Annotated in this window: 7 protein-coding genes and 3 pseudogenes; all 10 read right to left on the bottom strand. The window is 48.6% G+C overall.

The window, feature by feature from the left end:
* Nucleotides 1–8: 8 nt before the first annotated feature.
* Nucleotides 9–572, bottom strand: coding sequence for a 3D domain-containing protein (locus tag ON064_RS04985; protein WP_121298780.1), 564 nt, complete (start codon nt 570–572; stop codon nt 9–11).
* Nucleotides 573–803: 231 nt separating this feature from the next.
* Nucleotides 804–2,249 (bottom strand): DEAD/DEAH box helicase, encoded by a 1,446-nt coding sequence (locus tag ON064_RS04990; protein WP_274623910.1) that lies wholly within the window; start codon nt 2,247–2,249, stop codon nt 804–806.
* A gap of 82 nt (nt 2,250–2,331) precedes the next feature.
* Nucleotides 2,332–3,173, bottom strand: a pseudogene (locus ON064_RS18445) (transglutaminase family protein).
* Nucleotides 3,174–3,308: 135 nt separating this feature from the next.
* Nucleotides 3,309–4,193: pseudogene (locus tag ON064_RS18450) on the bottom strand (alpha-E domain-containing protein); the annotation flags it as partial.
* A complete protein-coding gene (locus ON064_RS05000; protein WP_274623890.1) occupies nt 4,194–5,651 on the bottom strand; it encodes a circularly permuted type 2 ATP-grasp protein in 1,458 nt (485 codons plus the stop codon). It lies immediately after the preceding pseudogene.
* Nucleotides 5,652–5,791: 140 nt separating this feature from the next.
* Nucleotides 5,792–6,334, bottom strand: a complete 543-nt coding sequence (locus tag ON064_RS05005) for a hypothetical protein (RefSeq protein ID WP_274623891.1) — start codon at nt 6,332–6,334, stop codon at nt 5,792–5,794.
* A gap of 114 nt (nt 6,335–6,448) precedes the next feature.
* Nucleotides 6,449–7,363, bottom strand: a complete 915-nt coding sequence (locus ON064_RS05010) for an HD-GYP domain-containing protein (protein ID WP_274623892.1) — start codon at nt 7,361–7,363, stop codon at nt 6,449–6,451.
* An 86-nt stretch (nt 7,364–7,449) separates the two neighbouring features.
* Complete coding sequence (locus tag ON064_RS05015; protein WP_274623893.1) at nt 7,450–7,920, bottom strand: hypothetical protein; 471 nt, start codon at nt 7,918–7,920, stop codon at nt 7,450–7,452.
* 340 nt (nt 7,921–8,260) lie between these two features.
* On the bottom strand, nt 8,261–9,748 hold the full coding sequence (locus ON064_RS05020; protein WP_274623894.1) for a glutamate synthase subunit beta: 1,488 nt from the start codon (nt 9,746–9,748) through the stop codon (nt 8,261–8,263).
* 65 nt (nt 9,749–9,813) lie between these two features.
* Nucleotides 9,814–14,392 (bottom strand): annotated as a pseudogene (gene gltB, locus ON064_RS05025) (glutamate synthase large subunit).
* Nucleotides 14,393–14,500: the final 108 nt, after the last annotated feature.

The raw sequence follows: 14,500 nt of genomic DNA on the forward strand, positions 1-14,500 counted from the left end.
GGTTTTGCTTATTTTAGGATTTTAACTTTTACGTTTTTGCGTCCCCATTTAAGCGCTTGGCTTTGAGTCGGGATGAAGACGTCGATTTTCTTGCCTTTGATTGCGCCGCCAGTGTCTCCAGCGATTGCGGTGCCGTAGCCTTCCACCCATACTTTAGAACCGAGCGGGATGACTTTCGGATCGACCGCGATGACTTTAAGCCCTGGGTTCTTTTTCAGGTTAATGCCTGTTCTCGTGATTCCAGAACACCCTCTGCAATACGCCGTGTAGGCTGTTGATGAAACAGTGAATTCCTTCACCACTTTATCTTTGCTTGAAGATGATGTCGATGGTTTGGAGATAGTTTGCGCTGTTGTTTTTTTCAACTTCAATTTTTGTTTCGGGTAGATTAAATTCGATTTCAAACCGTTATATGATTTCAAGTTAGTTACAGATACTTTTGTCTGTTGGGAAATTTTATAAAGCGTGTCGCCGCTTTTGACTGTGTAAACATTCGATGCTGCAGAAGTCGTGAGTGAAGTGCCGAGCAATAAAAGCATTGCCATTGTTAAAGCCGCCAATAATTTTTTCAAGTTCCTATCCCCTTTGCGTATCGGATGATTGTGCCTTGCGTAAATCGGTTGAAAGCTTTTCAGTAAAATTAAAATAGCACGGGAAGGTTACAATCATGTGACAGCATTAGGCATATTTGATTACAATTGCGCTTTTTTTCGTGACAAAAGAACCCGCTCCATTAAAATTCTGTATCCAACAATAGAAAAAAGCCCTTTCCAAAGCTTTCACAGCTCGGAAAAGGCCTAAATTCATTTTTTCGCTTTATGGACTTTTAAGGTTTTGCCTTTAATGGTTTTGTCTTTCATCGCCTTCAAGACATGCAGCCCTTTGCCGTTCAAAATATCGATGTACGTGACCGTATCTTGGATTTTGATGATGCCGATATCTTCTGCCGTGATGCCCGGTATGCTGGTCAGCGTCCCGACAAAATCGACAGCACGCAGCTTTTTCTTCTTGCCCCCGTTGAAATAGAGCTTCATGATGTCTTGATTGAGTGCAGCCGCTTTGTGTCTTTTCGGCTTCTGGCGGCTCTCGATCTTGTCTTCAAATGCCGGCTTTGCCAAGGCGACTTGCTCTCTCGACGGCCGTTCGACACGCGTGATTTCAAACCCTAAATAATCTTCCGTCTCTTTCAGGAATTTATCCTCGAACGGCGTGACGAACGAAATCGCCTTACCGCTTTTGCCGGCACGCCCTGTGCGGCCGGCACGGTGGACATAACTTTCTTTTTCGAGAGGAAAATCATAATTGATGACATGGGTGATGCCATCGATATCGATGCCGCGCGCCGCGACATCGGTTGCGACCAAGTAACGGAACTCGCCGCGGCGGAAATCATCCATGACGCCGAAACGGTCTTCCTGGGTCATGCCCCCGTGCAATTGGTCACTTGTATAGAACAGGCGTTCAAGCCCTTCCGAAACAGCATCAACCTGGTCTTTCGTACGGCAGAAAATGATGCAGCTATCCGGATTCTCGACTACGGTGACGTCGCGCAGCAATTGGAATTTATCCTGCTCTTTCACGATGATGAGCGAATGCTCGATGCGCTCTTCCAAGGTATCGGCTGCTTGGATTCCAATATAGCGCGGAGAGCGCATGAAATCACGCTGCAGTTTTTCCAGATGCACCGGGAATGTCGCTGAAAACAGCATCGTCGTCCGTTCTTTCGGAAGCTGCTTGATGATTGATTCGACTTGTTCGATAAAGCCCATATTGAGCATTTCGTCTGCTTCGTCGAGCACCAAATACTCGATTTTCTCGAGCTTCAACGTGCCTTTTTCAATATGGTCGAGCACGCGTCCCGGTGTTCCGACGACGATATGGCATTTTTGCTTTAGCTCTTCCTTTTGATACGCAAACGGGTGCTTGCCGTAGATTGCCGCAGCTTTGATGCGTTTGAAGCGGCCGATATGGGTGATGTCTTCTTTCACTTGGTCGGCAAGTTCTCGTGTCGGGGTCAAGACCAGCGCCTGGGGCTTGTTTTCATCCCAATCGACGAGTTCGCACAGCGGAATGCCGAATGCAGCTGTCTTCCCGCTACCGGTTTGCGATTTGACGGTCAAATCGTTTTTTTCAAGAGCGGCCGGGATGACTTGCTGCTGTACTTCGGTCGGTTCTTGGTAGCCAAGGCCTTCTAGCGCTTTTACGATCGGCTCGCTGATGCCGTAATCTTTAAATTGGTTCGTGTTCATATGTTCTCCTTCTCCGTTCATCTGTCTTATCTCTTCATTATGGCACGGATCGGGCAGTTTTGCAGTTAAACGATTATTGGCATTATTGGTCGAGCAGGCTCACGGAGACTTTCACATCAGGCCGCCTCTGTAAACGCCTTGCACCGGGCTGACATCGTTGTAATCGCGGCCGACGCCGACGCGGATGTGGTTTTCCAGCGCTTCGACATTATTGGTCGGATCGAGCCCGACCCAGCCGATGCCTGGCACCATGAATTCCACCCACGCATGGCTTGCCGCATCGCCGACAAGTGCGGAATCCTCCCCTACATACAAATAACCGCTGACATAACGTGCCGGAATATGCTTGCTGCGCAAGATGCCAAGCATGACGTGTGTGATATCCTGGCAGACGCCTTTTTTCAGGCCGAATGATTCGCTTGCTTTGGTCGTTACGGTCGTCGACTCCCCGTCGTATGTGAAATGGTCAAATACGTATTCGGTGACATCGATGGCGTATTGCACCGGGTTGGTCATCGTCCCGAGCTCGCGATCGACCAACTCCATCTGTTCCGGGGTGATGTACGTATAAGCCGTATTGCTCAAGTACGCCATATAATGCTCCTTAAACAATTGGGAGTGGAAAATGACGTTCATTTCCGGCGAATAATCGATGCGGTGGATGAACGGGCTTTTCTGGATGCTGACGATGGACGTCGATTTCACTTCCAGGTGCTGATGATGTTCGGCAATGAAAAACGTCTCGACGTTATTGCCGAAAATGTCGACATGTTCTTTCGTCAAGGTAGCCGGCGTAATATCCGCACGGTAGGACAGGAGGCGCTGGCATTCATCCGTTCTTGGTTTCAGGCGGATGGTGTTCATGCTTTGGTCGACGATTGTTTCATAATCGAAGATATTTGTATGCTCGATTTTGTATTTCATAGAAGTTATTCCTTTCATGTCCATCCCTTGGGATTGGAACGCCATTGCTGTCTCGGCTTCGGGATCGGTTAAATAATAAGTGCTGGAAAAAATTCGGCTAATTTCATTGCAGCCATCCTGGAAACGATTCAGGAAATGCATCAATTCATCCGAATCCAAAGATTCAATATCCGTCTCACTGAAGGAAGTCCGGACTTCATCGAGTTTTGCGTACAACTCCCATGAATAATGGGACACTTTGCCTTCTTCAAGTTCTTCGACCGCATCCCGCACATGGTCGAGGCAATAGCGGATCGATCTCGGGAAAGTTTTGTCCGAGATCAAAAAGCCCAGTACTTTCCTTGGCTCCATGCGTGGTGGATTGCTCTTCAAGAACGCGTTATAGCCGTTCGTCATCCTGAGCGCCGCCAGCCAGAAATAATAATCATCGGTCTTTTCTTTCCTGACACGTTCACGCGTCCTCTCGCAGACGACATTCAAGATGCGTGCCGTCTTTTCTGCGCGTTCAAGCCATTTGGCGATTTTAATCATTTGATACGCCACACCACGGGACATCGAAGACTCGACAATTCCCTGAGAAATAAGCGAAGTCGTTTTGATGTTTTCCAGGAACGCTCTCATCTCACGGACCGAACTGTTCTTCAAGTCCATGTCATTGAGCGCCAAATACGAACGGTTCCAGGTTTCCCAGTAATCATCCGGGATGTGGTCGCGGCTGATGCGGGCATTTTCCCGGACGACCATCGCGCAGCTGGCGACTGAATTGGAATTTTCCTGCGCCATCGCCAAATATTGCACCAGCTCTGATTCCTCATACGTCGGGTTGGCTTTGATCCGGCGCATCGTTTCCGTCGAATCGCAGATTTCAAAAATCAACCGCCAATCTGAGTCACGCACCAGCTCTTCGTCGGCCGCTTCGATCATCTGCAGCAATTGCACGTCGAGGATGCGCGCATTGTTCTCCGCCCGCTCGACATTCCGGGACATCCAATACAATGAATTTGCAACACGGCTCAACATTTACGCATCCTCCCCTTCTTCTTTCTTTTTGAATACCCAAGTATCTTTTCCGCCGCCGCCCTGTGAAGAATTGACGACAAGCGACCCTTCTTTCAGCGCGACACGGGATAATCCGCCAGGCAGGACATGGGTCGTCTCCCCCCTCATGACGAATACCCTCAAATCCACATGGCAAGGGTAAAACTTGTCTCCTTGATAAGCCGGTGCGCGGGACAGCTTGATCGTCGGCTGTGCTATATACTGATGAGGCGTTTCAATAATTTTCTCCCTGAACTTTTCGATCAGCTCCTTCGAGGCATGCGGGCCGACGAGCATATCGTATCCGCCGGATGCCCCTACGTTTTTGACGACGAGCTCTTCAAGATGCTCGAGTACCCATTCCCGATCTTCGGGCTTATCAAGCAAATACGTTTTCACATTGTCGATGATCGGTTCTTCCTCCAAATAATAGCGGATCATCTCCGGCACATATGCATAGATCGCCTTGTCATCCGCGACGCCGTTGCCGACCGCATTCAAAATCGCGACATTGCCTTTTTGGTAAGCTTCCATCACGCCGCGGACCCCGAGCGCAGAATCTGAACGGAATGATTCCGGATCCAAAAAATCGTCATCGATGCGGCGGTAGATGATATCGACACGCTTCAGCCCGCGGATGGATTTCATGTAGACGATATTATTGCGGACGACCAGATCGCGGCCTTCAACTAAATCCATGCCCATCTGCTGGGCCAGGAAGACGTGATCGTAATAAGCGGAGTTGTACATGCCGGGCGTCAATAGCACCGCAAACGGTTTGTCTTTTCTTCCTTTTGTAGCATGGTCCAGAATCGAATCGTGCAGGAAGCTCATTTGATGCTCGAGCGTCCTTACCGAATGATTAACGAAAAACTCGGGATACACTTGCCGCATGACGTAACGGTTCTGATATACATAAGACAATCCGGACGGGTTGCGTAAATTGTCTTCAAGCACATGATATTTGCCGTTCTCATCTCGTATCAAGTCAATCCCCGCCAGGAAAATGTGGTTGTTGAGCGGGATATCGACGCCTTTCATCTGCTTTTCGTAATAATAAGGATTGTCTTCGACTAGATGGCGCGGCACGATACCCGCTTCGATAATCTTTTGGTCGTGGTAGACATCGTCCAAGAAACGGTTCAGCGCTTCTGCACGCTGCGTCATTCCTTTTTCGACCACTTCCCACTCTTCCTGCGGGATGATGATCGGCACAAAGTCGAACGGCATCGTTCGCTCCGTCCCTACATTATTGTGATAGACGGTGAAAGTGATGCCTTGGCGGAGAAACGACAACTGCGCCGTTTCATGCTTTTCCCTTAGTTCATCTTCTGAAAATCGCTTGATCACTTCATGGAAGGTTTCGTAATGGGCTTTCGGTTTTCCATCGGGCGTAAACATTTCATCAAAAAATGGACTGGTTTTGTAGTTGTTAAACACGTGGCCGAACCCCCTCTGTTAGAATACCGCCAGTAACTGCCGCTGATTTTTAAAAGATATGAATTTTCTGTCTACTGGAGGGAAAGAAAAAGCCATGCCCATGCTCGGCATAGCAGTTCTTTGTTCTATTATAACCGAAGTTATTTTTTCGTTGTGCCATCATTTGAAGAATTGTCGGAAGATGAATCGGTTTCCGGATGCTTTTTCAGCGATTCAGCATAAGGAGTGCTGCCGCCGAATGCGCCGCCGCTCGGTTTATCGGCTTCCGTAGAGGAACCAGTAGACGAGAACGAATCTTTATTCGCCGAAGATGTCGATTGGTCCGTTGAAGAATCAGAGCCTTTTGTCTCGCCGACATTATCCTGGACGGTCTTGTTCGCTTTATCGAGCGCGTCTTTTTCCTTATCCATCATTTGCTGCTGCTTTTCGATTGTCGTTTTGACCGTTTCGACCGCTTTGTTGATATGAGGCTTCACTTTGTCGACCATGCCTCCCGATTGCTCGTTGAAGCGGTCCAAATTCTTTTTGATATTTTCTTTCATGTCGGCTGTACTTGTCGAAGAGCTGCCTGTATTTTGCGTGCTGCCAGTTTCCGATTTTTTCTGTGTCATCGCTGCCCCGATTGCCGCACCTACCCCGAGCAATACGAGCTTGCTGAAAAATCCACCTGATCTTCTTGCCATTTTATGACCTCCTTCTCCATTTGATAAAGCTTAGTGTAGTAAGTATAGACGGAATTGCCTATTTTTAAACATCTCTTCCCAATTGAAAAGGACCCTCTTATGGAAGAGCGCCCTTTACGGTGTATCTATTAACTTGCCTTCTTCTAACAATACTTCCTTGAATGCTTTCACGACAGCTTCTTCATATTGGATGCCGATCAGCCGCTCGATCTCGTCCATCGCATACTGGGCAGTAAAAGCAGAACGATAAGCGCGGTCCTCCGTCATCGCATCGAACGTATCGCATACGCCAATGATTTTCGCCTCGAGCAAAATCTCATCACCTTTCAAGCCGAACGGGTAACCACGCCCGTTCACCCGCTCGTGGTGCTGCTCGACGATGTCAGCGATATCTTTATAAGGGGTATCCCGAATCATATCAGCACCGTCTCCCGGATGTTTTTTCACCAGGTCGAATTCTTCGTCAGTCAGTTTGGAAGGCTTTTTCAACACTTCTTCAGGAATATTGATTTTGCCGATATCGTGAAGGATAGATGCCAGGAATAAAGACTCCATATGCTCTCTAGTTAATTTCAACTTGGCTGCAGTCTTAACAGCATAATTAGCTACTCGGGCGCTATGGTTAAAAGTATAACGGTCCTTTTGTTCAACTCGTTCGCCAATTTTTCTTAATTCTTCGATAATTTTACTTAAATAATGAAATACAGGAGCAGTTGATACAGAAAAAAGCGTCACTGTGTCAATAACCCTAAAAGAAACTGGTACTTCCAACTCATTACATGAAAAGAAGCCATCTTTGTTTAATGTAATGATGTTCCCTTCAACTTCCGCCTGAATTTCTCCCTCTAATATGTAATAAAATTCGTGAGCATCGGCAACTTCACTTGGAAAAAGGATAAAGCTATTATCTTTAAGAATTGTTTGTTTTAGAAGTTCTAGACCGCCCCCTCTTCCCAATAGAGACAGAGTGGTTGTATCATTTTCAATTTTTTCCAGATAGTTCCCCTTTAATATATCCAAGCCTCTCACAAATTCACTTCCCTTATATAAAAAAAATGAGAGCAAAGTTTCCTCTACTCTCATACTACTCTTTTTAACTGATATCTACAATATACTCACCAAGAAACTACTACGATAGGGTCAATTTTAGCAGTTTTATCTGCAAAATCTTCCTCAACCAAAACAATATCAGCTTCGATTCCTGATTCAGTCGCATCTTTAATTCCTTCTAACGTAATTTCTTCAGCTTTTTTCTGTAATGCTTTGATTAAGTGCGAAATTTCTTCTTCGTAATTTGCTGTAAGCTCTGCTTGTTTTGCTTCGTCTTCTTCAGAAGCTAATTTGCTGATATATTCTGCATGCAATTCAGACGCTTTTTCTTGGTTCTTGACGATTTCAGCTTCGATTCTTGCGTTGACGCTATTGATTTCTCTGATCGCCTCCTGAACTTCCGCACTCATGCCTTCTTCAATTTCATAGTACGGGACTTCTGATACCACTAATAACTCTTCTGCAGAAACTCCTGGGACTAGCGATAAAATCATTAGGAATGAAAAAGTGACAGCTGCAATACTCTTCTTAAACATTGAATTTCCCCCTGACATTTAGTTGAGTTCGTAGGTTATGAATACCTGTTATGACTATTTACGAGTTTAACCATAGTCCTACACTGACTAGTATATATAAACCAGGACTTTGGCACAACACGAATGTAAAAATTAACAAAAAATAAATATTTGTATTTTCTGAAAAGATATTTATTTGTCAAGTATCAGGTCTAAAACATTGGATTTATAAGCCTTTATGTCGATAAACTCAGGTAAATGCAATTGTCTTTACATTCATTTAATTCGTTAAAGCAATTACTTTCTACTTACAAGAAAGAGACCGTAACTGTAAATTACGATCTCTTTCACTAACATTTAGTTATGGCAATACCGTACTGCCCATCAAATAACGGTCGCATTCCCGGGCAGCTTCACGGCCTTCGTTGATCGCCCAGACGATCAAGCTTTGGCCTCTGCGCATATCGCCAGCCGCAAAGATGCCTTCGACATTCGTGCGGTAATCGCCGTATTCGGCTTTAACGCGTGAATTGGCGTGCGTTTCCACATTCAATTGGTCAATCAGCAGCTGTTCCGGCCCGCTGAAACCGATAGCGATCAGGATCAGGTCCGCTTTCCACACTTTTTCCGTACCGGGAATTTCTTCGCGGATGCGGTTGCCCTGCTCATCGATTTTCAGCTTTACGTTGACGGTATGGACTTCTTTTACATGTCCGTTTTCATCGCCGACAAATTTCTTCGTCATGACCGCGTAAGCACGCGGATCGTCACCGAACGTTGCGGCTGCTTCTTTATGGCCGTATTCTACGCGGTGGATTTTTGGGTATTGCGGCCATGGATTGCCTTTTTCGTCACGAATCGCGCCTTTTTGGTCGTACACATCGAATTGCACAAGGCTCTCGCAGCCGTGGCGTACGGAAGTTGCGAGACAGTCTGTCCCCGTGTCCCCGCCGCCGATGACGATGACGTTTTTTCCTTTTGCCGAAATATAATTGCCGTCTTCCAAATCGGAATCGAGCAAGCTTTTCGTGCTGGCATGCAGGAAGTCCATTGCGAAATGCACGCCTTCTAAGTCACGCCCTTCGACATCGATGTTGCGGTGCACAGTCGCGCCGGTCGCCATGATGACCGAATCGAAATCATCACGCAATTTCGTTGCAGGATAGTTTTTGCCGACTTCAACATTCGTCACGAACGTGATGCCTTCCTGCTCAAGGATTTTAACGCGGCGCATGACCATATCATACGGCAATTTCATTTCAGGGATCCCGTAAGTCAGCAAGCCGCCGATGCGGTCGCTTTTTTCGAACACTGTCACAGTATGACCCGCTTTGTTCAATTGGGCTGCCGATGCAAGCCCGGCAGGACCAGAACCGACCACAGCCACTTTTTTGCCAGTGCGGTGTTTCGGCGGTTCTGGAACGACCCAGCCTTCCGCAAACCCACGCTCAATGATCGAGCGTTCGACTGTGCGGATGGCGACAGGCGGTTCGTTGATGCCAAGAACACAAGCCCCTTCACATGGAGCCGGACAAGCAACGCCGGTGAATTCCGGGAAATTATTCTTCAAATGTTCACGGTGAAGCGCTTCTTTCCATTGGCCGCGATACACAAGATCATTCCACTCCGGAATCAAGTGATTGACCGGGCAGCCGGTCGTGCCGTTGTCGAGATCCATGCCGGTCTGGCAGGTCGGGACGCCACAATCCATGCAGCGCGCCCCTTGCTTTTGTACTTCCTGTTCAGATAGCGGAATCGTATAATCTTTCCAGTCTTTCGTCCGCTGTGCCGGGTCGCGTTCTTTTACAGTCTGACGGTCATATTCCATAAATCCGGTTATCTTCCCCATCGTTTCCCTCCAGTTCGCATATTTTCCAAGCTTTTCTCTATGAAAGACAGCTATTGCCGGTGTTGTTACTTACCAGCCGAAGCCATTTTGCTTTCTTCGAATGCGGCCATTTCGGCATCGAATTTCTCCATACCACTGTCTTGAAGCTTGCTGATGCGTTCGTTGATCTTCAAATAGGCTTTCGGAATGACGCGGACGAATTTGGCAGAAAGAATCTCCCAATGATCTAACACGCGTTTGCCGTTCAAGCTTCCTGTGTAGCGGACGTGGTTTTCGACCATCTCTTTCAATTCCGCAATTTCAACAGGATCTGCGAGCGGCTGCATATGCACCATTTCAGGGTTGCAGCGTGCGCTGAAAGTTTCCTCTTCATCCAAGACATAACCCGCCTGACATGCCGGCTGCGAAGTTTTTCCCAGTATCCCCGAGAATGACGACGCGCCCGCCGGTCATGTATTCACAGCCATGGTCGCCGACGCCTTCGACGACGATCTTGGCACCCGAGTTGCGGACGGCGAAACGCTCGCCAGCCATACCGTGGATATACGCTTCCCCAGCCGAAGCACCATAAAACGACACGTTGCCGATGATGATGTTCTTCTCAGGAAGGAATGTCGAATCTGCGGCCGGCTTGACGATAATTTTTCCGCCGGATAATCCTTTGCCGACAAAGTCATTGGAGTCGCCGATCAGTTTCAGTGTCATGCCTTTCGGGATGAACGCACCGAAACTTTGACCTGCAGAGCCTTGGAAATTGAAAGTGATTGTATCTTCGGGCAAGCCTTCTGCCCCGTACTTGCGAGAGATAGCGCTGCCGATGATCGTCCCGGTCGCACGGTGGATATTACGGATCGCCGTCGATACTTCGACTGGCTCTCCCGTTTCAATCGCATTGCGGCAGCGAGGCAAGAGCTCCTGTACATCGAGCGTATGCTTCAACCCGTGGTCTTGCTTGATCGTTGCATAGCGGCCGACTTTTTCCGGCAGGTCAGGCTGATAGAGAAGCTGCGTCAAATCCAGCCCTTCCGCTTTCCAATGCTTGATCGCTTTATTCGTTTCCAGCACATCGGTGCGGCCGATCATTTCATTGATTGTGCGGAATCCAAGTTCCGCCATCAATTCGCGTGCTTCCATGGCGATAAAGCGCATGAAGTTCGCCACGTGATCTGCTTCGCCAGTGTACTTTTTGCGCAGTTCCGGGTTTTGCGTCGCAATCCCGACTGGGCATGTATCCAAATGGCAGACGCGCATCATAACACATCCAAGGACGACGAGCGGTGCTGTCGAGAAGCCATATTCTTCGGCACCCAAGAGCGCTGCAGTAACGACGTCGCGGCCGGTCATCATCTTGCCGTCTGTTTCGACGACGATGCGGTCGCGCAGGCCATTCAACAAAAGCGTCTGATGCGTTTCCGCAAGGCCGATTTCCCATGGCAAGCCGGTATGCTTCAAGCTCGTTTTCGGCGCAGCGCCCGTGCCGCCGTCGTAGCCGCTGATCAAGACAAGATCTGCACGGCCTTTGGCAACGCCAGCTGCGATTGTGCCGACACCGACTGCAGACACCAACTTAACGCTGATGCGTGCACGCGGGTTGGCGTTTTTCAAGTTGAAGATCAATTCCGCTAGATCTTCGATCGAATAAATATCGTGATGAGGAGGCGGGGAAATCAATTCGACGCCAGTCGTCGAACCGCGCACTTCCGCAATCCACGGATATACTTTCTTGCCTGGCAAGTGCCCTCCTTCTCCAGGTTTAGCCCCTTGTGCCACTTTAATCTGGATTTCGTCAGCATTGACCAAATAATGGCTTGTGACGCCGAAGCGGCCGGATGCAACTTGCTTGATGGCACTTCTGCGGCTGTCGCCGTTATCGTCCGGGATAAAGCGCGACACTTCTTCGCCGCCTTCTCCTGAGTTGCTGCGTCCGCCAATTTTATTCATGGCAATCGCCAGCGCTTCATGGGCTTCTTTACTGATCGAGCCGTAGGACATGGCACCGGTTTTGAAGCGTGCGCAAATCTCTTCGACCGTTTCGACTTCTTCGATCGGGATCGGCGTGCGATCTTTGAATTTCAATAAACCGCGCAATGATTGGAGATTGGCTTTTTCATCCGTCAAGAGTTTCGAATACTTGCGGAATGTATCGTAATTATTCGTCCGGCACGCTTGTTGAAGCGTGTGGATCGTCATTGGATTGTATTGATGATCTTCTCCGTTTTCACGGTACTGATACTCATCGCCTGATTCCAGCGCCGGGTTCGACCCTTCACGCTCTGGGTAAGCAGACGCGTGACGAAGCAGGACTTCCTTGGCGATAATATCGAGCCCAATGCCCCCAAGGCGAGAAGATGTACGCGTGAAGTATTTGTCGATGACGTCCATATGGATCCCGATCGCTTCAAAAATCTGTGCGCCTCGGTAACTTTGAATAGTTGAGATTCCCATTTTAGACAATATTTTGATAATTCCGTCCGTTACGGCTTGTACATAGCTCGCTTCGGCTTGTTCGACATTCATGCCGTGGATATCGTCTTTTGCCACCAGGTCTTCAATCGATTCGAATGCCAGGTAGGGATTGATTCCTTCTGCACCGTAGCCGATCAGCATGGCGAAATGATGGACTTCGCGCGGTTCCGCAGACTCCAGCAGAATGCTCATGCGCGTCCGTGTGCCTTGTCGGATTAAATGGTGGTGAAGCCCGGACACTGCAAGAAGCGCTGGAATCGCTGCATGTGTGCTGTCGACGCCACGGTCAGTCAAAATGACCAGAGTTGCGCCTTTTTTAATGGCATCGTCCGCTTCTGCAAACACTGCTTCCAAGCGTGCTTCCATCGCATCTGCGCCTCCGTCCGCTTCAAACAGGATTGGCAAGGTGACGGCCTTGAACTCCGGCAAGTTTTGCTGGCGCAGCCTTTCAAGCTCTGAATTCAGCAATACCGGTGTTTCAAGACGGATATGGCGTGCGCTTTCCGGTTTCGGATCCACCAGATTGCCTTCTGCCCCGATGGTCGTCCGGGCTGCCGTGATGATTTGCTCGCGGATGGCGTCAATCGGCGGGTTGGTAACTTGTGCAAACAATTGCTTAAAGTAGTTGTACAAAAGCTGAGGTTTTTTCGACAATACTGCAAGCGGTGAATCGTACCCCATCGAACCGACCGGATCTTTTCCGTCGGATGCCAGCGGTTTGATGATTTTCTGCACTTCTTCCTGCGTATAGCCGAAAGCCAGCTGTTGTTTCAATAGCCCTTCGCCGTTTGGATGCACCACTTCTTTCGGTTCCGGCAAATCGTCCAAATCGAACAGATTGTTTTCAACCCAATCTTTATAAGGGAGCTCGGATGCAATCTGCGTTTTGATTTCGTCATCCGGGATGATTTTGCCGGCTTCAAGGTCGACCAAAAGCATCTTCCCTGGGCGCAGGCGGTCTTTATAGATGATGTCATCGGAAAAGATATCGAGCGCACCGACTTCTGAGCCGAGTACGATCATGCCGCTTTTCGTAATATAATAACGCGCCGGGCGCAAGCCGTTGCGGTCGAGGCACGCTGCAATCTGGCGCCCATCTGTAAATACCAGTGCCGCCGGGCCGTCCCATGGCTCCATGAGCGTGCTGTGGTATTCGTAGAAATCGCGTTTTTTCTTGTCGATCGATTTGTCGTTGACCCATGGCTCCGGGACCATCATCATCGCCGTATGCGCGAGCGAACGGCCTGATAGATGGAGGAATTCGAAGCAATTGTCGAACATCGACGAATCGCTTCCTGTCTCATCAATGACCGGCAGTACTTTTTGCAAATCTTGGTCATTGAAATAAGGGGAGTTGCAAGCGAGCTGACGGGCTCTCATCCAATTGACGTTTCCGCGAAGCGTATTGAATTCGCCGTTATGGATGGAGTAGCGGTTCGGGTGGGAACGCTGCCAGCTCGGGAAGGTATTCGTACTGAACCGTGAGTGGACGAGTGCCAACGCCGATTTGAATTCGGGATGGTTGAGGTCGATATAGAATGAATCCAGTTGTTCCGGGATGAGCATGCCTTTATAGACAATCGTGCCGGCAGACAAGCTGCTGAAATAGACGTCTTTGAATTCTTCCACGCCGCCCATTTCCTGCTCGATACGTTTGCGGATAATGTACAAACGGCGCTCCAAGTCCATGCGCGTCTCTAGCTCCGCTGATGCGCCGATGAAGATTTGGCGGATGACCGGCTTGGTTTTCGCCGCGACATTCCCGACAAATGAATCGTTGACCGGCACAGGGCGCCAGCCGAGTGATTCCTGGCCTTCTTCTTCGACGATGCGCTGGATGATGTCTTTTGCTTTCATGCGTAGATCGTAATCCTGTGGCATGAAAATCATGCCGATGCCGTATTTTCCTTCATCCGGAAGGACGATCCCTTCTTTTTCACATTGCTTCAGGAAAAAGCGGTGTGGAATCTGCGTCAAAATGCCGGCGCCGTCCCCTGTGCTCGTATCGGATGATTGGCCGCCGCGGTGCTCCAAGTTACACAGGATGTTCACTGCGTTCTGGACAATGCTGTGCGATTTTCTGCCGTCTATATTAGCGATCATCCCAATGCCGCAAGCTTCATGTTCCTGGTCGGGATGATACAGTCCTTGTGCGATCGGATACTCTTTCTTACTCAATAAAACCGCCTCCTTTTACACGCTAATTTGTCATAATATTATGATAGTATATCATATAACTGAATATATATACAATTGCATTTTGTGAAAAATTTATCAAGTGCATGA

It is taken from the genome of Planococcus sp. A6 (assembly GCF_028823615.1).
GTDB lineage: Bacteria > Bacillota > Bacilli > Bacillales_A > Planococcaceae > Planococcus.

What these genes read in the sequence shown, in the direction of transcription:
- ON064_RS05015 (WP_274623893.1), bottom strand. Translation starts at nt 7,920, where the DNA reads ATGTTTAAGAAGAGTATTGCAGCTGTCACTTTTTCATTCCTAATGATT.
- ON064_RS04990 (WP_274623910.1), bottom strand. Translation starts at nt 2,249, where the DNA reads ATGAACACGAACCAATTTAAAGATTACGGCATCAGCGAGCCGATCGTA.
- ON064_RS05020 (WP_274623894.1), bottom strand. Translation starts at nt 9,748, where the DNA reads ATGGGGAAGATAACCGGATTTATGGAATATGACCGTCAGACTGTAAAA.
- ON064_RS05005 (WP_274623891.1), bottom strand. Translation starts at nt 6,334, where the DNA reads ATGGCAAGAAGATCAGGTGGATTTTTCAGCAAGCTCGTATTGCTCGGG.